Here is a 19,208-nt window from a genome sequence, read left to right on the forward strand (position 1 = left end):
TCAAACAGGCTGGTCGGCCCGCTCGGTCTTGCTGCCAGGGCCGAGAATGCCGAGGTCGTCCTCCGCCTTGACGCGGGCCAGCCGCGCCTCCGCCTCGTCGGCCTCGCGCTGACGCGCCCACATGGTGGCGTAGAGGCCGCCCTTGTCGATCAGCTCGGCATGCGAGCCACGCTCGGCAATGCGCCCCTTCTCAAGAACGATGATCTCGTCGGCATTGACCACCGTCGACAGCCGGTGAGCGATCACCATGGTGGTGCGCCCCTCGGCGACGCGGTCGAGCTCGGCTTGGATCTCGCGCTCGGTATTGGTATCGAGCGCCGAGGTCGCCTCGTCCAGGATCAGGATCGGCGGCGATTTCAGGATCGTGCGGGCGATGGCGACACGCTGCTTCTCGCCACCGGAAAGTTTGAGGCCACGCTCGCCGACCGGCGTCTCGTAACCGTTCGGCAGCCCCTCGACGAATTGGGCGATGCGCGCCTGCCGCGCCGCCTCACGCACCTCATCGGCGGAGGCCTCCGGCCGGCCATAGCGGATGTTATAGAAGATGCTGTCGTTGAACAGCACGGTGTCCTGCGGCACCATGCCGATAGCCGCCCGCAAGGACTCCTGGGTGACGTCGCGAATGTCCTGGCCGTCGATGGTGACGCGGCCGGAGGTGACGTCGTAGAAGCGGAACAGCAGGCGCGACAGCGTCGACTTGCCGGCACCCGAGGGGCCGACCACGGCTACGGTCTTGCCGGCCGGGATCTCGAAGGTGATGCCCTTGAGGATCTGGCGGTCGGGATCATAGGAAAAGTGCACATCCTCGAAGCGCACCGAACCGCCCTGCACGCTCAGCAAGCTGGCGTTCGGCGCATCGACGATCTCCGCCGGCTGGGACAGGAGATCGAACATCTGCTCGAGGTCAGTGACGCCCTGACGGATCTCGCGATACATGAAGCCGATGAAATTGAGCGGAATACCAAGCTGCATCAGCAGCGTATTGAGCAGCACGAAGTCGCCGAGCGTCTGGGTACCTGCCACCACTTCATGCGCCGACATCACCATGCACAAGGCAACGCCGACGGTGAAGATCACCGCCTGCCCCATGTTGAGCCAGGATAGCGAGTACCAGGTCTCGTTGGCGGCTGCCTCGTAGCGCTCCATGGCGACATCGAAGCGAGCCGCTTCCATCTTCTCGTTGCCGAAATACTTGACCGTCTCGAAATTCAGGAGACTGTCGACCGACTTGGTATTGGCGTCATTGTCGCTGTCGTTCATGCGGCGGCGGATGGCGATGCGCTTGTCCGAATAGCGGATCGAGAACCAGACGTAGAGCCAGATGGTGATGCCGATCACCAGCAGGTAGCTCACACCGAAATTCACCACGATGACGACGGCCGACAGAGCAAATTCCAGCACCGTCGGCATGGCGTTGAGAATGGTGAAGCGAACGATCGACTCGATGCCTTTGACGCCGCGGTCAATGACGCGCGTCAGACCGCCGGTGCGCCGCTGCAAATGAAAGCGCAGCGACAGGCGGTGCATGTGAGTGAAGGTGAGATTGGCGAGACGGCGGACGGCGTACTGGCTGACGTCGGAGAACAGGGCGTCGCGCAGATTATTGAAGCCGTTGAGTAAAATGCGGCCGACGTTATAGGCGACCACCATGGCCACCGGGAAGCTGAGCCACATCAGCGTCGGCTCGGGCACATTCGTCTTGGGGGCCAGCGCGTCGGTGGCGAAAGCGTAGAGGTACGGCACCAGGACGGTGATCACCTTGGCCAGCACCAAGGCCGCCATGGACAGTACGACGCGCATCCGGAGATCGGGGCGCCCCTCCGGCCACATGAAGGGCCAGAGCTGGATAAGTGTCGTCCACAGCGACTTGTCGCCGCGGATTTGGGCCTTACCACTAGCGTGGGGATCGACTTGGCTCATGGTCCACCGGAAAAACGTTGCTCAAAAAACCGCCCGACGCGAACGCGCCGGGCGGCTTGCCGTCATTCAGATAGTCTCTTTTTCCACCGTGTGCCATGGTCGGCGCCCACGATGGCGGTAATGTTACTGTCCCACAGGCTTCCAGGCGGAGTCGCCCTCGGGGACCACGAACACCTGACCGGGGTAAATCAGGTCCGGATTGCGGATCTGATCGGTGTTGGCCTGATAGATCGTCGAGTAGCGGATGCCTTTGCCGTAAAGACGCTTGGCGATCATCCAGAGATTGTCGCCGCGATGAATGATCAGCGTCGTCGGTTCAGCGGGCTTGGCTTCGCCGGCCGAGCCGGCACCGGCCTGGGCAGACCCCACGCCGGACGCGAGCGTCGGGGCCGACAGGCCATCCTCGGCAATTTCGAAGGGAACCTCGGCGCGGGCCAGAACGGTGCCGTTGGCGCCAATCTGGTCAATGCGCACCAGGTGCTTGCCCGGCGCGAGCTGGACATCGCCCTGATAGAGCCAGCGCCCCTTATCGGCCTTGGTATCGCCAACTTCCTTGTCATCGACGTAGAGGCGGACAACAGCGCCATTCTGGGCAGAGCCGGCAGCATAGAAGTGCTTACCGTTCTCAAGCTCGACGGCGTCGATGGTAACGGTCGGCGCCGGCGCGGCGGCCGGCTCGGCCTTAGGCGCGGCAGAAGAATCTGCAGCGGGGGCTGCCGGAGTTGCCTGGGCCGGGGTCGCTTGAGCCGGGGTGGGTTGAGCAGGGGTGGCGGTTGCAGGAGCCGGAGCGGCCGGCGTTTCAGCCACCGGCGCGGCAGGCTTTTCGGCAACTGGCGCCGGCGCGGCTTGCGCGGTCGGCGCCAGAGCGGGTGTCGCGGCCGCTGCGGCTTGCATATCGGCCGGCGGAGCAGGAATGGCAACGGTGGCCGGAACGGCGGCAGCCGGCGAAGCAGCAGGTTCGGTCGTCATCGCAGCTTGCGCAGGCTCGGCAGTTGTCGCCGGTGTCGTCGCGTTGCCGGCGATCGCCGTCGCAGTGGCACTAGCGGATACCGGCGGCTCGGGTGTGACCGCAGGTGCAGGGGCTGCCTTGGACGCCGCAGGAACGACGGCCGGCGTGGCCTCGGCGACCTGAGCGGGGTCGACACCAGCATCGGCCAGCTTGGCCTGTGCCTCTTGGAGGCCTGGAACCTGCAAAACGGTCGACGGCGAGCCAGGCTGATTCAGCACCACCAGGACATCGCCATTCCCGCCCTCCGGCACCGACACGGCAACCGATTGTTCGGAGGTCGCGACCTTGCCATCCTTGCCGGTGGCGCGCACCGACAGGTCATGGGCACCGGGCTTCAGCGGATCGGCAAGAACAATGGCCCAGGAGCCGGTGTCGTTGGCCTTGCCGCCAGCGACGACATCCTTACCGGAGAGGATTTCGACCTTGGCGTCCGGGGCGCTGCGCCCGGCGATGACGGCGTCGCCTGTCGGCTCGACGCGGACGAGATCGAAAATCGGGACGACCGTCTCGGCGGCGGGGACAGCCTGAGCGGCATCGGTCTTGACGGGAGCCGGCGTCGCCACGACATCCGTCGAGGCGACCTTGTCGGCGACAGACGCCGGGTGACCTGCGACATGGACATTGAGCTGACGCAGCACGCTGTCGAGCGCACCGGAGAACAAGCCAGCCAGAAGAACGACGATCACGCCGACAGTGCCGATCAGAATTGTACGAAGTCTCTTATTCATCACCCGTCCACGCCCCCGTCGGATTCGCCGACAAAAGAGTCGCATCGACAAATTCGCCGAATGCCGCCTACCGGTCGATCCGTCACCATCGACAGTCACACCAGGATGATCCACCGAGTCGCAACTGATCGAACACAATGATTTGAGCCACCATTAAGGCGTCTCTTCTGCAAGGGTCATGCCGGATCGTCCCCTCGCGGTGTTATTCATGCTGTATACACAAATGGTTAGGCTCACAAGTGCGGCTCTTTACAGGTTCCAGACCGCAAAAAGGCTAAAGCAGATTTCAGAGGAACCGATGCAAGAAAGCCGCACTTTCCAGCAGTTTCGGCGGTTGTCGGTTGCACGTGGCCGTCCCTATCGACGGGATCTTCTCTGATGCCGGCCGCTTGACGGCCGAGACGCGGCGATGCGACAACGCGAGCATGACCAAAATCAACAGCATTTGTGTTTTCTGTGGCTCGGCAAATGGCCGCAATCCCGAATATGTGGCTGCTGCGGAGCGGCTCGGCACCGACATGGCCGCGCATGGCATCCGTCTCGTCTACGGCGGTGGCAACGTTGGCCTGATGGGCACCACCGCCCGCGCCGTCATGGCCGCCGGTGGCAAGGTGACCGGCATCATTCCTGAATTTCTGGTGAGCCGGGAGCGGATGCTCGACGGTGTCGACGAACTCCACGTCGTGCCCGACATGCATACGCGCAAGCGCATGATGTTTGAGGCGGCCGACGCTTTTGTGACATTGCCCGGCGGCATCGGCACGCTGGAGGAAGTGGTCGAGCAGCTGACCTGGGCCCAGCTCGGCCGGCACAAGAAGCCAATCGTGCTGGCCGACATCGGCGGTTTCTGGCAGCCGCTCGTAGAAGTGATCCATCACATGAACCGCGAAGCCTTCATCCGCGAAGGCTTCGAGGTGCGTTACCAGGTGGCTCGAACCGCGGCTGACATTTTGCCGACCGTTCTTGCTGCCGCAGGGGAAAATGGCGAGATCGCGGGCGACGTGGAGACCATCGCCAAAATGTAGTTCTCAAGAACCGGCGTGGCCGTTCTTGAGAAGCTTGTAGGTGATGGAGTCGTCGAGAGCTTCGAACGATGCCTCGACGATATTGGCCGAGACGCCCACCGTCGACCAGCGGCGACCAGTCGCCCGATCGAGGCTTTCGATCAGCACGCGCGTCACGGCGCCGGTGCCGCCGTTGAGGATGCGCACCTTATAGTCCACCAGCTCCAGGGCGGCGATCTCGGCCTGGTACTTGCCGATGTCCTTGCGCAGCGCCTGGTCGAGAGCGTTGACCGGGCCGTTGCCCTCGGCGACCGACATCAGGATCTCGTCGTCGACCTTCACCTTCACCACCGCCTCGGTGACGACCACGCGCTCGCCGAGGGCGTTGACGCGGCTCTCCACCATGGTGCGGTAGGAGATGACGTCATAGAAATGCGGCACGCCGCCGAGGTGGCGCAGCGCCAGCAATTCAAAAGACGCATCGGCGGCTTCGTAGGAATAGCCGCGCGCCTCACGCTCCTTGAGCTCGGAAAGTAGGCCGGTGAGCCGACGATCGTCCTTTGCATAGATGACGCCGAGCCGGTCGAGCTCGGCGAACAGGTTCGAACGACCAGCCTGATCCGACACCAGCAGGCGCCGCCGGTTGCCGACGCTGTCGGGGCTGACATGCTCGTAAGTGCGCGGATCTTTCAGGATGGCCGAGGCATGGATACCGGCCTTGGTAGCAAAGGCCGACAGGCCGACATAGGGTGCATGGCGATTGGGAGCACGGTTGATGATTTCATCAAAGGCTCTCGACACTTGCGTCAAGGTCTTCAACTGCCCGGGCGTCACGCCGGTATCATAAAGGCCAGCAAATTCGTCCTTCAGTACCAGCGTCGGCAGGATGGTGGCGAGGTTGGCGTTGCCGCAACGCTCGCCGATGCCGTTGAGCGTACCCTGCACCTGACGAACGCCGGCGCGGATGGCCGCAAGCGAGTTGGCCACAGCCTGCCCGGTGTCGTCATGAGCATGGATGCCCAACTGGTCGCCCGGCACCACCTTGGCAACGGCCGATACGATCTCTGTCACCTCGTGCGGCATGGAGCCGCCGTTGGTGTCGCACAGCACCACCCAGCGGGCACCTGCATCGAAGGCGGTCTTCGCGCAGGCGAGCGCATACTGGGGATTGGCCTTGTAGCCGTCGAAGAAATGCTCACAGTCGACGATGGCTTCGCGACCTGCCTTCACCGCCGCCTCGACCGACTGACGAATGCAGTCGAGATTATCTTCGAGCGTCGTCTTCAAGGCGACATCGACATGATAGTCCCAGGATTTGGCGACGAACGTTACCGCATCGACCGGGGCCGCGAGCAGCGCGGCGACGCCGGGATCGTTGGAGAGCGACACGCCGGGGCGCTTGGTCATGCCAAAGGCGGCAAAACGCGCCTTCTTCGTGCGCTTCTCGGCAAAGAAGGCATCGTCGGTCGGGTTGGCACCGGGATAGCCGCCCTCGATGTAGGAAAAGCCCAGCTCCTCAATGAGCTGCGCGACGATGATCTTCTCCTCGACAGAGAAGTCGATTCCCGAAGTCTGGGCGCCGTCACGCAACGTCGTATCGTAGAGATAGAGGCGGGCCTTGTCCGTCATGGTCGGAAACTCGTTTGGGAATTGGCGAGCGGCAACCGCTCGCCTTCAAGTCTGGTCAATTCACTCCGCGAAGCGGTCGGTCGCCGAGATCAACTCGTGCAGCAATCCTGGCTCGACCAGCGAATGCCCCGCCCCTTCGACGATGCGAAGGTCTGCCTCGGGCCAAGCCTTGTGGAGGTCCCAGGCATTCTGCAGCGGCGTACACATATCGTAGCGGCCATGGACGATGACACCCGGAATTGCCTTCAGTCGACCGGCGTCCTCGAACAACTGGCCGGGCCGCATCCATCCTTCATGCACGAAATAGTGGTTCTCGATCCGGGCGAAGGCCAAGGCAAACTCGTCGTCGACAAAGCCGGAGGTCACTTCGTCGTTGGGAAATAGAGTCAGCGTCGAGCCTTCCCACAACGACCAGACACGGGCGGCGGCAAGCCTGGTCGCCCTGTCATCGGAGATCAGCCGGCGGCGATAGGCGGCGATCAGATCGCCTCGCTCAGCCTCGGGAATATGCTCGCGGAACGGCTCGAATTTCTCGGGATGGATCAACGAAGCGCCATACTGATAGAACCACTTCAGCTCGAAATCGCGCAGGCCGAAAATGCCGCGCAGCACCAGCTCGGTGACGCGTTCGGGATGCGTCTCGGCATAGGCAAGCGCCAGCGTCGAGCCCCAGGATCCGCCAAATACCAACCACTTGTCGACGCCGATCATCTTGCGCAGGCGCTCGATGTCCTCGACCAGATGCCAGGTGGTGTTGGCTTCGATCGACGCATGCGGCGTCGAACGTCCGCAGCCGCGTTGGTCGAACAGGATAACGTCGTATTTCGCGGGGTCGAAGCAGCGCCGCTGATTGGGCGAGCAGCCGCCGCCCGGGCCGCCATGCAGGAAGATAGCCGGCTTGCCGCCCTTTCGGCCGACCCGCTCCCAGTAAATCTGATGACCATCGCCGACGTCGAGCATGCCGGTCTCAAACGGCTCGATCTCGGGATAGTAGCTGCGCAATTCGGTCATCGTTCAGGCTTTCGGCAGCGGCCAGACGGAGGTGTCATGGTCGGGATGTTGGTAGGAAACCACGTCGTTCAAGAACTCGGCGCCTTCGAAGCCTTCGTCGGTCCGGACGCGCTTCAACGACGGCAGATCTGCCACAAAGGGGAGTTCGGCCTCGACTCCATATTGAACAGTCGGCGGCAGCACGACGGGATTGTCGAAAGAGCCGGCGGCAATCGACGGCTCGTAGCCATCGGCCTCGTAGGTTAGCGGCGTACCGCAATCAGCGCAGAAGGCGCGCGAGACATGGTTGGACGAGCGATAGAGCTTGCGACTCCCTCGCGTCCAACTGACGCCTCCCGCATTGAAGGCGACGAAGGGGGCGAAATAGTTGCCGACGGCCTTCTGGCACATCCGGCAATGACAGATCGAGACGGACGAGACTTTGTCGCCATCGCAGGCAAAGCGGATGGCCCCGCACTGGCAACCGCCGGTCAGAATGGTCATGGCGATTCCTCCCGAAGCTTTGGGTGACCTATCTCTTCACTTCCCAGCTGGTTTCGATTTCGCCGGTTTCCTTGTTCTTCGTATCTTTCAGCACCACCCCCATGGCGGCGAGCTCGTCGCGGATACGATCGCTCTCGGCGAAGTTCCTTGCCTTACGCGCGTCGAGACGGGCGGCGATCAGCGCCTTCACCTTGCTCTCATCGATATCAGCCGCCGGGCGACGCGACGCCCAAGCCGATGCGCTCTCGCCCAGGAAGCCGAGGAGCCTCAGCGATGCCGACAGGGTCGCCGCATCGCCCTTGACGGCATGCAGCTCGGCGATCGCCTTGGCCGTGTTGAGATCATCGCTGAGGGCTTCGATCACTCCCTCGGAAGGTTGGCCGGGCGCCACGTCGGCGGCGATGGCGTACCACTCGTCGAGCGTTTTCCAGCCGTCCTCGAGACCCTTCAGGGTGAAGTCGATCGGCTGGCGGTAGTGCGTCTTCAGCATGTTGAAGCGCAGCACCTCGCCGGGCCAATCGTCCAGCAGTTCGCGGATGGTGAAGAAGTTGCCGAGCGATTTGGACATCTTCTCGCCTTCGACTTGCAGGAAGCCGTTGTGCATGAAGATGTTGGCCATCACGTCCTTGTGGAAGGCGCAGCGAGACTGGGCAACTTCGTTTTCATGATGCGGGAAAACCAGATCGATGCCGCCGCCATGGATGTCGAAGGTCTCGCCGAGGTGCTTCCAGCTCATCGCCGAGCACTCGATGTGCCAGCCGGGGCGCCCCCTGCCCCATGGGCTGTCCCAGCCCGGCTCGTTGTCCGAGGATGGCTTCCACAGAACGAAGTCCATCGGATCGCGCTTGTAGGGCGCAACCTCGACGCGGGCACCGGCCATCATGTCGTCGAGCGACCGTCGCGCGAGCTTGCCGTAGTCGGGCATGGCCGGCACGTTGAACAGCGCGTGTCCCTCGGCAACATAGGCGAAACCACCGGCGATCAGCCGCTCGATGATGGCGATCATCTCGGCGATATGCTCGGTGGCGCGCGGCGTCACCGTCGGCTTGAGGCAGCCGAGTTCGGTCACGTCCTGCTCGAACTGGGCGTAGGTCTTCTCGGTCAGGTCGCGGATCGCCTCAACGGGCGGCACGCCGGGATAGTCGCGGACGGCACGAGCGTTGATCTTGTCATCGACGTCGGTGATGTTGCGCACGTAGGTGACGTGCGCCTCGCCATAGAAATGGCGCAGCAAGCGGAAGAGCACGTCGAAGACGATCACCGGCCGGGCGTTGCCGATATGGGCGAAGTCGTAGACGGTGGGTCCGCAAACGTACATGCGGACGTTGCCGGCATCGATGGGAACGAAATCGTCCTTGCCACGCGTCAGCGTGTTGTAGAGCCTGAGTGCCAAAAGCCCGTCTCCCCTCGCCATGGAACGCAAAATACGTCATCGCCGGGCCGACCGGGGAAACCCATCATCCGTTCTGGTCTTCGGAAAGATCGTGACGGGGACGTCCGCGGCCGGCGTGAAGCTCAGCCACAAATAATGCTAGCGGTAATGGTGATGCGCGCGTCCCGGAACATGGCCGCCGATATGCCGTGAAACGCCGTTCGCCGTCAAGGGAAGCCATAAAAAAACGCCGCCCGCGGGTGACGGACGGCGGCTCTTTGCATGGGCGTTTGCCTTGGCTTACTTCAGCCAATCGCCGCACTTCAATGCCGGCGCATTCCCCCAGGGCATGATGGGCACGGTGGAGGTCGAATTCTTTGGGCTGCCTTCGATCAGCTTGTCGGAATAGACGAGATAGACAAGCACGTTACGCTTCGCATCGCAGCCGCGAACGATCTGCATCTTCTTGAAGAACAGCGAACGGCTCTGGCGATACATATCCTCGCCCTGCTCGAACTTGTCCTTGAAGCTGATCGGACCGACCTGTCGGCAGGCGAGCGAGATATCGGACGTTTCCTCGGCAAGGCCGAGCATGCCCGAGACGCCGCCTTTCTCCGGCAACGTAAAATGACAGGCGACACCCTCCACCACCGGGTCGTCAATGGCATAGACGGCCAGCTTGTGATCGGGCGTCAGGAAATGCCAGACCGTCGATCGCTTGAAGATCAGGTCCGGATCGTCGGACGCTGAGGCTATCGAAGGGGCGAGGACGGCTAGACCCAGGGCCATCAGGCCGAAGAGCGACTTCACGACATCACGCATTTCAGGACACCCCCGGCTTTGGCAGGCCGAGATCAGTGCCGGCCGCATGCCGGACATATAGGCGTACATTGTCCCGGGCCAAGGTCTCTTACTGGAACAGATTTTTGCCGAGGGTGTGAATTGTCGCTTGCCGGAGAATCCGGGCGAGTTCCACGTAGCCCTTTGTCGAGAAATGGAGATTGTCCTCGACGTAGTTGTCGCAGGACAGGCGCTGGCCATCGGCACTCGGCCGCTTGCCATACTGGCCGCACGTGAAGGCATCGTCGTCAATGGAGACGGCGTGTACGCCATCGATGCGATCGGCCAACGCGCCAATGCCACGGTTTACCTCCAGCCTGCCAGCGTCGAGGACATGGAAATCGGCGCCTCGCGGCGGAATGGTCAGCACGAATATCCTTGCTTCAGGCCATAGGCTGCGCAACCGTCCAACGATGTTTTCAATGCCGATCGTCACCGCACAGGCCGGCGTGCCGCCCGCAAGATCGTTGGTACCGATCAGCAACACGGCGGCCTCCGGCCGAAGATGCGACAGATCGGTCTTTTCGAGCCGCCAGAGGACGTTCGGCACCCGGTCGCCGCCCACGGCAAAGTCGTAGATGGCAGTCGCCGGAAATGCCGCCGGCAGATCGGTGCTCCAACCGGCCAACAGGGAGTCGCCGAGCATGACTACGTCGGCTCGCGCCGGACGAGCCGCCTGCACGCTCAGCGTTTCCTTGAGGCTCGGGTAATTGGGCGTCCGTTGCGGCGTCAGTGTGAGATCGATGGCGAGCGGGTCACAGGAAGCCTGTTCAGCCCGCCCTTCACCCGCCCCAACCAGGCCCACCAGGAGAGCGACGGCAACGGCGAAACCAGTCCACAGTCGCATCACCCCTCCTGATGAGTTGGTTTCAGCGCCCCACCGCGGCGGAAAGGCGCTCGCGCACCGCCTTGGCGCCGATCAGCGGCAACAACGGCGCCAATTCCGGCCCATGATCGAGGCCGGTCAGCGCCTTGCGCAGCGGCAAGAACAGATCGCGGCCCTTGCGGCCGGTCTTGGCTTTCAGCGCCGACGTCCATTCGCGGAAACTGTCGTCGGTCCAAGGCTCTGGCGGCAGAACATCGCGTGCCGCTTCCAGGAAATCGCGGTCTGCCTCATCAACCAACGGCGTCACCGGGCCGGTAATCAACTTCCACCAGTCGGCCGCATCGGCAATGCGCATGCAATTGCCCTTCACCGCCTGCCAGAACGCCGGATGGGCGGGGATGCCGAGATCGGTCAGACGCTTCCGCACGGTCGAGAAGTCGAGACCGTGGACGATATGAGCGTTCAAGGTCTTCAGTTCGTTGGGGTCGAACTTGGCTGACGAGCGAGAAACGGCCGCGAGATCGAAATCATTGGCGAGTTCTGCCAGCGAGCCGACCTTTTCGACGGCGTGCGACGTGCCGACATTGACGGCGAGCGACGCCACTGCCTCCGGCTCGTAGCCCTCGGCGCGCAGATTGCGCAACGACAGCGATCCCGTCCGCTTGGAGAAACCTTCGCCGGTGGCATCGGTCAGAAGGTTGTGGTGGGCGAAGATCGGAACAGCGCCACCCAGCGCCTCGAACAGGGCGATCTGCACGCCCGTGTTGGTGATGTGGTCACCGCCCCGGATGATGTGGGTGACGGAGGTGTCGATGTCGTCGACCACCGAGGTCAGCGTGTAGAGGTAAGTGCCATCTTCGCGGATCAGCACCGGATCGGACAGCGATGCGAGATCGACCGTCTCCTCGCCGCGGCAGAGGTCCTGCCAATGCACGAGGTGGCGGCTCGGCGACAGCGGATCGCTGTCGAAATTGGGCAGCAGGAAGCGCCAGTGTGGCTGCCGCCCCTCCGCCTCAAGGCGGGCACGGTCGTCGGCGGTCAGCTTCAGCGCGGCCCGGTCGTAGATCGGCGGCAGATGGCGCGCCAACCGGCGCTTGCGCCCATATTCCAATTCTTCCGCCGTTTCATAGCAAGGGTAGAGGCGCCCTTTGGCGATGAGATCGTCCCTGGCAGCGGCGTAGCGGTCGAGCCGGTCCGACTGACGGAACGAGGTATGCGGCCGGATGCCGAGCCAGGCGAGGTCGGCGACGATATTCGCCGCGAACTCCTCGGTGGATCGGGCACGGTCCGTGTCGTCAAAGCGAAGAATGAACTGGCCGCCCGTCTTGAGCGCGAACAGCCAGTTGAACAATGCCGGGCGGGCATTGCCGATGTGGATATTGCCGGTAGGGGACGGCGCGAAGCGGACGACGGTATTCATAATCGTGGTTCTAACCGAGACCGGGCGGGAATGTCAGAGGAGTTTTTCGGAGAGACCATGGATGCAAGGCGCAATCGGTCCCGCTTCATGCTTTGCGTGTCCACCGTCCCTCACCGTCCTGTTGCCAGTAAGTGACCTCGAGCTCGCGGCCTTTCAACGTTTTCCAGGCAGCGCGGGCTTCCGCGAGAGCCGCATCGTCGGTGCCATCGAAGATCAGCACCAGACGCTCGTACCGTTCGGCGTCCTCCGGCAGCGGAGCCCGGTCAACCAGAAAGCGGACGGTTGCGCCGTTGGGTACCTCCGGACCGGCCGCCAGATAAACCGGCTGCAGAGCGGCATGGCCATCGGCCGCAGTGCCGTGCGGCAGGAAGGCGGCGTCGTCAAAAGTCCAGAGATGGCTATCAAGGGCGGCGAGTCGCTCAGGCGTTCCCGCCTCCACCACCACGCGCCAGCCGCGTTCCACCGACTTCTGCAGCAACACCGGCAGAACCCGTTCGAGCGGTTGGCCGTCGAGATGATAAAACAGCGCTTCGGTCATCGATCAGGCCGCCCAATAAATAGTGATGGTCGGCGCCAGCGAGCGCCGACCATGTTACCTATCAGCTTTCGAAGCGGTTGCGCACCAGGCGGTCCAGCAGGCGCACGCCAAAGCCCGAGGCCCAGGCCTTGTTGATGTCGGTCTCAGGGCTCGACATGGCGGTGCCGGCGATATCGAGATGAGCCCAGGGCGTCTCACCGACAAAGCGCTTCAGGAACTGCGCCGCGGTGATCGAACCAGCGTTGCGGCCGCCGGAGTTCTTCATGTCGGCGAAGCGGCTGTCGATCAACTTATCGTATTCAGGCCCCATCGGCATGCGCCACAGGCGTTCACCGGTGTCCTCACCGGCTTTGACGAGATCCCCGGCCAGTTGGTCATCATTGGAGAACAAGCCGGCGATCTGGGCACCGAGCGCCACCACGATGGCGCCGGTCAGCGTGGCGAGATTGATCATGAAGGCCGGCTTGAAGCGATCGGCGGCATAGGTCAGCACGTCGGCAAGGACGAGGCGTCCCTCGGCATCGGTGTTGACCACCTCGATGGTCTGACCCGACAGCGAGGTCAGGATGTCGCCGGGACGGTAGGAGCCGCCGTCGGGCATGTTCTCGACGATGCCGAGGATACCGATGGCGTTGACCTTGGCCTTGCGGCCGGCCAAAGCCCGGAACAGGCCGGTGACGGCGGCGGCGCCGCCCATGTCGGCCTTCATATCTTCCATGCCGGCGGCCGGTTTGATGGAAATGCCACCCGAATCAAAGACGAGGCCTTTGCCGATGAATACGGCAGGACGCTCGTCACTCTTGCCGCCGTTCCACTTCATGACGACGACGCGCGGCGGACGGACGGATCCCTGGGCTACGGCGAGCAGCGCGCCCATGCCGATCTTCCGGAGATCCTTCTCGCCGAGCACTTCCACGTCAACGCCGAGCTTCTTCAGTTTCTCGGCCTCGGCGGCGAATTCCTGCGGACCGAGCGCATTGGGGGCTTCGTGAACGAGGTCGCGGGCAATCACCACACCCTCGGCCACCGCTTCGGTCTCGGCCCATGCCTTCTTGAGCTTGCCGGCGTGCTCGGCCACGATCGTGACGGCCACAGGCCCCGGAGCATCGTCCTTCTTTACGGTCTTGTATTTGTCGAACTCATAGGCGCGCAGGCGCAGGCCCAGCAGGAACTCGGCGCCCAGTTCGGGCGTGAATGTCCCGGCGGCCATCTCGAGAATCACAGTGGCCGCCTTGGCCTTGATCTCTTTGAGCTTGCCATAGACCTGGCCACCGAGCTTCAGCGCCGCCTTGTCGTCAAACTCAACGGCCGCGCCGGTGCCAACCAGAATCAGCCGGCCAACCGTTAGTCCGGCTGGGGCAAGAACATCGAGGAAAGAACCGGCCTTCCCTGAAAAGCCAGTGGCCGCCACAGCGCGGTCGAGACCGCCGGTCAACTGATCGAGCACCGTGCTCCCCATGACGCCGGCCTTGTTGTCCGGGTCGACGAGTACCACCAGCACCGGGGCATCGGCCTCGAGCGTCTTGGAAAAAGAAAGAGTTGGAGCAGCCGCCATGATTTCTTCCTGATTGCCGGGCACCCCTAAGCGGGCGCTGTCCGGATCTGCCGGCCGAATGTGGCGCTTGACGAGGGAGAGAGCAAGGCTGGAGTTGCATTCCAGCATGGCCGCCGCCGGCGGATGTTGGCCGGCTTCTGGAAGAGCCCGAAAATTTACCCTTTTCGGGAAGGAAGGATTCACTATAGGTCTGCTAGCCTCCCCTTTCCGACCCTCGGCGGGTTCGACACAGGTTCACAATGCGGCGTTTCGGTAGCTATCTCTTTTTGCGAACGCTCTACGCCTTCATCGGCGTAATGCTGACGCTCGCCGGTATCGCCTGGGTGACGCAGGCACTCCGCCGCTTCGACCTGGTGACGGCCAAGGGGCAGGCGATCGCGGTCTATCTCGGCCTCACCCTGCTGTCGATGCCGCGCGTTCTCGGCGTGGTGGCGCCGTTCGCGCTGGTGGTGGCTTTAGTCCTGGTCTTGCAGCGCCTCCAGGCGGAAAGCGGCATCGTGGCCATCACGGCTGCCGGCGTTTCACAGCGTCGCCTTGCCCTGCCCTTCATCACCTCGGCGTTAGTCGTATCGGCTTTCGTCACCGCACTGGCCTTCTGGTTCAACCCGATTGCATCGCGCTCCGTCATGGACATGATGCAGACAGTGAGAGCCGATGTGGTCGCCAACGTCATCCAGCCAGGTCGGTTCACTCAGGTTGATACGGGCCTGACTTTCCATATCCGCAATCGCGACGGCGACGGGTCTCTGCTTGATCTGTTCATTCTGGACGAACGAAACCCGGAATATTCCTATACCTACTCGGCCAAACGCGGCCGCGTTGCCGAGGTGACGGGGCGTTCGATGATCGTCATGGAACAGGGAACCATCGAAAGAAAAGCGAAGGCAACCGGGGCCAACACGTTCGTCACGTTCGGCTCATATGCCTTCGATCTCAGCCAGTTGGCGGGAAAGCCGGGCGCCGCGAATTACGGTCTCTCGGAGCGGACGATCGGCGAACTCTTGGGCCTGCGCAAGACTGAGGACACTCCTGAAATCGCCCCGGAAATCATGAACCGTCTTGCCGAGCCCATCTATCCGCTGGCCCAGACGCTTGCCGTTTTTCTGTTCCTCGGCTTTCCGACGACCAACCGCCGTGGTCAGACTCTGCCGGTGACAATGGCAATCATCGTCGGCTCGATCGTTCGCGTGCTTGGCTTTGTTGTCATGGGGATATCAAAGGGAGCGCCCGAAATATCCTTCATGGCGGTTGCCGCGCCGACGCTCCTGACGATTGTCTTCGCCATTATGATCATCGTCGGGATCCATCCGACGGTCTCTACCGGTTTCGTGGACAATCTGATCGACCGCCTGCGGCGAGCGATCATGGGTCGGCAGGAGGCAGCCCGATGATTGGCCGGTCGCTTGCCACCTATTTCACACTCCGTTTTGCGGTGTGGATCCTGGGAATGTTCGTCGGCATCTTCATGCTGGTCTTCCTCATCGATTCGATCGAGTTATTACGCTCATCGGGAGGGCGCGACGATATTTCGGTGGCGTTGGTCATCGCCGCGTCGGCCTTGCGTGTGCCGGCTCTGATGGAGCAGGTGTTGCCTTTCGCCGTGCTGCTTGGTTCGATCGCCGCTTTTGTGACGCTGTCACGCGGATCCGAGCTGATGATCGTGCGGGCGGCCGGTCTCTCCGTCTGGCAATTTACCCTGCCCGCCCTCGTCTTCGCGCTGGTGCTCGGCATTGCTACCTCGACGATTTACAATCCGCTGGCGACCTGGGCCCGCAATATATCGAGCGACATTATGGTGGGCTCTCGCGCCAGCGTTATGACCGCTCTGCTGTCGGGATCAGCGACGCCGAGTTGGACACGGCAGCGCACCGGCGATGGCAACGCGGTGCTGCATACCGAAGGCGTCACGGATGGAGGCAACACCATTCTTCAGCCAGTGTTTTGGGTGTTTGGCGCCGACGGCATGCTGGCCGAACGCGTGGAGGCCGAGATCGGTCGACTGGAACCCGGACAATGGCGCCTCTCCGACGCAACAGTGACCCAAAGCAGCGGCGTCCCCGAGCATCGCGACAGCTTTTTTGTCCCGACGGCGCTGACAGCCGAGCAGGTCGCCGGCGGCCTCGGTTCGCCCGATAGCATCTCCTTCTGGCAGTTGCCTGACGCGATCGCTCAGGCGCGCGCCTCGTCGCTGCCGGCAAACAGATTCAGCCTTCAGTATCAATCGCTCCTGGCCCGTCCGCTGCTGCTCGCTTCGATGGTTCTCATTGCTGCAACAGTGTCTCTGGGATTTGCGCGATATGGCGGTGGCGAGAAGATGATTCTCGGTGGCGTCGTCGCTGGCTTCGTGCTTTATGTCGTCATCGAGGTTGCCCGTTCGCTGGGCAGCGAGGGGCTGGTTTCACCAATCCTCGCCGCGTGGGCGCCCTCGATCGTGGCGATCCTGTTGGGTTCCACGGTTCTGTTGTTCCGCGAGGATGGGTGAGCGTGCGTAGATCTATCGTATCGCAGGCATCGGAGCCGAGAACCGCCGCGCGCCTTCTGTGCGGCGTGGCGGCTACGATTCTCATCTTCCTGCCGTCTGGCGCCCTTGCCCAGTTCGTCAAAGACACGTCGCTGACCGGCATGATCAGCTCGGCCAAGCCGCCGAGCCCCGACGAGAAGCTGATGATCGAGGCGGACACGGTCGCCTACGACATGGATGCTGATTCGGTCACCGCGACCGGGCGCGTCGTCATCTATTATCTCAACCACGTGGTGGTGGCTGACGAAGTGATCGTCAACCGCAAGACCAATCGCGTGACGGCGGTCGGACACGTCGAAATCACCGATCCTGACGGCAACGTTGTTCACAGCGACAAGGTCGACCTCGATAACGATCTCGCCAACGGCGTCATGGAAGGCCTCGAACTGGTCACGTCCGATCGGGTTGCGTTCACGGCCCGCCATGCCGAGCGAAGCAACGGCGATCTGACGGTTCTCAATGACGGCACCTATCTTCCCTGCGTCGACTGCAATGGCGTGAAGGGCAAAAAGCCAATTTGGCAGATCAAGGCGAATCGCATTCTGCACAAGCAGAAAGATCAGACGATCGTCTTCGAAAATGCCACGTTCGAGTTTCTGGGTGTGCCGCTCGCCTGGGTGCCGGTGCTGTCCCAGCCGGACCCGTCGGTCAAGAACAAGACCGGCCTGTTGATGCCGAGCGCCAAGAGCAGCAGAATGCTCGGCTATTCGGTCAGGGTCCCCTATTACATCTCGCTCGATCCGAGCTACGGCTTGACGCTGACGCCCTCGGTTTATACGCGCCAAGGCCTGCTGTTCTCCGGCGAATGGCGCCAGAAGCTGGAAGGTGGTCAGTACTCGATTACGCTCTCCGGCATCCATCAGAATGATCCTGAGGCTTTTGGGAAGTATTCGTCCGGCAATGAGCTTTGGCGCGGCTCCGTGGAATCCTCGGGCAACTTCACGATCAACGAAAATTGGTCGTGGGGCTGGAATTTCGCTGTGGCGAGCGACAAGACTTTCATGAAGAACTACGACCTCAAGTCCGGCAACTCGGACGCGGCGGTCAATGAGATCTATCTGAGAGGCGCTCGCGATCGTAACCGTTTCGACTTGGAGGCCTACGGCTTCTTTGTGCAGCAGGAAGATTCTCAGACGTCGACGCTGGCGCAGGATCATGATCTGCAGGAGAAGCAGCCTTACGTTTACCCGGCGATCGACTCCAAGGTTTATGCCAAGGATCCGGTGTTCGGCGGTGAAGCATCGCTGGCCACCAATTTCACCAGTCTCACCCGGACCAAGGACGACATCTACCAGATCGATAGCAACGGCAACGGCGTCTTCGATCCGGGCGAGAAAACCCGCGTTCGGGCCGCGGCCGGCACCTTTGACCGCCTCAGTATAGACGCTATGTGGCGCCGCCGAATGGTCGACCAGACCGGTGGTGTGTTGACGCCATTCCTCTATTTCCGCGGCGACGCCATTTTCTCAGACCCGCACAACAGTTCGGTTCTTCCGGATACATCGAGCGGGCTTATCGGGCGGGCCATGCCGGCGGCCGGCCTCGAATACAGCTATCCGGTGGCGATCACCTCATCGGTTGGAAACCAGATCATCGAGCCGATCGCGCAGTTGATCGTTCGTCCCGACGAGATGGAGGCGACCCACATTTCGAACGAGGACTCTCAGAGCCTCGTATTCGACGCCAACAGCTTGTTCGATTATGACAAATTCTCGGGCTACGATCGTGTCGAGGGTGGAACGCGCGCCAATGTCGGCCTTCGTTATTCCGGCTCCTTCAGCCATGGGTTCGGTGTGAGCGGCACCTTCGGCCAGTCGTTCCAGCTCGCTGGCGTCAATTCCTTTGCCGAAGCAACCCGATATGACACCGGCCTTTATTCGGGTCTGGAGTCCGACGTCTCGGACTATGTGGCAGGCCTCAGCCTCAGTACCAAGACCGGGTTCCTTGCCAGTACCGGGGTGCGCCTCGATCACGAGGATTTTGCGGTCAATCGCTTTGACGGTCAGATTCTCGGTATCGGCGGCCCCCTGACGGCGGCGCTGACATATGCCTACATTCGCTCGCAGCCCGCTCTCGGCATTGACGAGGACCGCTCCGAACTCCAGGCTGCCACAAGCCTCAGGCTGACCGAAAATTGGCGCGCCTTCGCCTCGAGTCGCTACGATCTCATCAATGATCAGTTCGTTCGGCATGCGCTGGGGCTTGCCTATGATACGGAAGAGTTCTCGCTGTCCTTCTCCTATTCGAAGGATCTGACGACGACCCCCGATAACCAGACCTTCTATGTTCGGGCGGGCTTCAAGACGCTCGGCGAGGTTGGCACCTCCTTCGGCCTGGGCAAGTAAGGTTTCT

The 19,208-nt window shown here is 62.3% G+C and carries 15 protein-coding genes; 4 read left to right on the plus strand and 11 right to left on the minus strand.

Translation table 11 applies throughout. From position 1 onward, the window contains the following. On the minus strand, positions 1–1,920 hold the full coding sequence (locus G522_RS0115745; protein ID WP_051228688.1) for an ABCB family ABC transporter ATP-binding protein/permease: 1,920 nt from the start codon (positions 1,918–1,920) through the stop codon (positions 1–3). 123 nt (positions 1,921–2,043) lie between these two features. Beyond that, positions 2,044–3,657 carry a LysM peptidoglycan-binding domain-containing protein gene (locus tag G522_RS29065; protein WP_051228689.1) on the minus strand — a complete coding sequence of 538 codons (1,614 nt, stop codon included), beginning with the start codon at positions 3,655–3,657 and terminating at the stop codon, positions 2,044–2,046. Between the two features lie 425 nt (positions 3,658–4,082). Here G522_RS29065 and G522_RS27150 point away from each other — a divergent pair, with 425 nt between their 5' ends. Further along, a complete protein-coding gene (locus G522_RS27150; protein ID WP_036839658.1) occupies positions 4,083–4,682 on the plus strand; it encodes an LOG family protein in 600 nt (199 codons plus the stop codon). Positions 4,683–4,685: 3 nt separating this feature from the next. Here G522_RS27150 and cimA read toward each other — a convergent pair whose 3' ends face one another. The 9 genes from cimA to G522_RS0115800 form a co-directional block, all read right to left on the minus strand. Beyond that, complete coding sequence (gene cimA, locus G522_RS0115760; protein WP_026791873.1) at positions 4,686–6,290, minus strand: citramalate synthase; 1,605 nt, start codon at positions 6,288–6,290, stop codon at positions 4,686–4,688. Positions 6,291–6,350: 60 nt separating this feature from the next. Further along, positions 6,351–7,301, minus strand: a complete 951-nt coding sequence (gene pip, locus G522_RS0115765) for a prolyl aminopeptidase (RefSeq protein ID WP_026791874.1) — start codon at positions 7,299–7,301, stop codon at positions 6,351–6,353. Positions 7,302–7,304: 3 nt separating this feature from the next. Then, entirely contained in the window at positions 7,305–7,784 is a 480-nt protein-coding gene (locus tag G522_RS0115770; protein WP_026791875.1) for a GFA family protein, read from the minus strand. Positions 7,785–7,812: 28 nt separating this feature from the next. Further along, positions 7,813–9,177, minus strand: a complete 1,365-nt coding sequence (gene cysS / locus G522_RS0115775) for a cysteine--tRNA ligase (protein WP_026791876.1) — start codon at positions 9,175–9,177, stop codon at positions 7,813–7,815. A 279-nt stretch (positions 9,178–9,456) separates the two neighbouring features. Next, positions 9,457–9,978 carry a CreA family protein gene (locus G522_RS0115780; protein ID WP_026791877.1) on the minus strand — a complete coding sequence of 174 codons (522 nt, stop codon included), beginning with the start codon at positions 9,976–9,978 and terminating at the stop codon, positions 9,457–9,459. An 88-nt stretch (positions 9,979–10,066) separates the two neighbouring features. Next, the gene (locus tag G522_RS29070) at positions 10,067–10,843 is read right to left on the minus strand and encodes a GDSL-type esterase/lipase family protein (RefSeq protein WP_051228690.1); all 777 of its coding nucleotides are present in this window, start codon (positions 10,841–10,843) and stop codon (positions 10,067–10,069) included. 22 nt (positions 10,844–10,865) lie between these two features. After that, positions 10,866–12,242: a glutamate--tRNA ligase gene (gene gltX, locus G522_RS0115790; RefSeq protein ID WP_026791878.1), complete on the minus strand. Its 1,377-nt coding sequence runs from the start codon at positions 12,240–12,242 to the stop codon at positions 10,866–10,868. A gap of 85 nt (positions 12,243–12,327) precedes the next feature. Beyond that, complete coding sequence (locus tag G522_RS0115795; protein ID WP_026791879.1) at positions 12,328–12,780, minus strand: DNA polymerase III subunit chi; 453 nt, start codon at positions 12,778–12,780, stop codon at positions 12,328–12,330. Between the two features lie 61 nt (positions 12,781–12,841). Continuing rightward, positions 12,842–14,335: a leucyl aminopeptidase gene (locus G522_RS0115800; protein WP_026791880.1), complete on the minus strand. Its 1,494-nt coding sequence runs from the start codon at positions 14,333–14,335 to the stop codon at positions 12,842–12,844. A 239-nt stretch (positions 14,336–14,574) separates the two neighbouring features. Between G522_RS0115800 and G522_RS0115805 the strand changes: the two genes are divergently transcribed. Genes G522_RS0115805 through G522_RS0115815 form a run of 3 tightly spaced genes read left to right on the plus strand, consistent with a single transcriptional unit; the run spans position 14,575 to position 19,201 of the window. Next, on the plus strand, positions 14,575–15,726 hold the full coding sequence (locus G522_RS0115805; RefSeq protein WP_026791881.1) for an LptF/LptG family permease: 1,152 nt from the start codon (positions 14,575–14,577) through the stop codon (positions 15,724–15,726). Beyond that, the gene (gene lptG, locus G522_RS0115810) at positions 15,723–16,817 is read left to right on the plus strand and encodes an LPS export ABC transporter permease LptG (protein WP_026791882.1); all 1,095 of its coding nucleotides are present in this window, start codon (positions 15,723–15,725) and stop codon (positions 16,815–16,817) included. The genes G522_RS0115805 and lptG overlap by 4 nt, the downstream gene beginning before the upstream one ends. Before the next feature lie 2 nt (positions 16,818–16,819). Continuing rightward, positions 16,820–19,201: an LPS-assembly protein LptD gene (locus G522_RS0115815; protein WP_156886953.1), complete on the plus strand. Its 2,382-nt coding sequence runs from the start codon at positions 16,820–16,822 to the stop codon at positions 19,199–19,201. Positions 19,202–19,208 lie beyond the last annotated feature (7 nt).

Origin of the sequence: Pleomorphomonas oryzae DSM 16300, from assembly GCF_000422965.1 — a bacterium.
GTDB lineage: Bacteria > Pseudomonadota > Alphaproteobacteria > Rhizobiales > Pleomorphomonadaceae > Pleomorphomonas > Pleomorphomonas oryzae.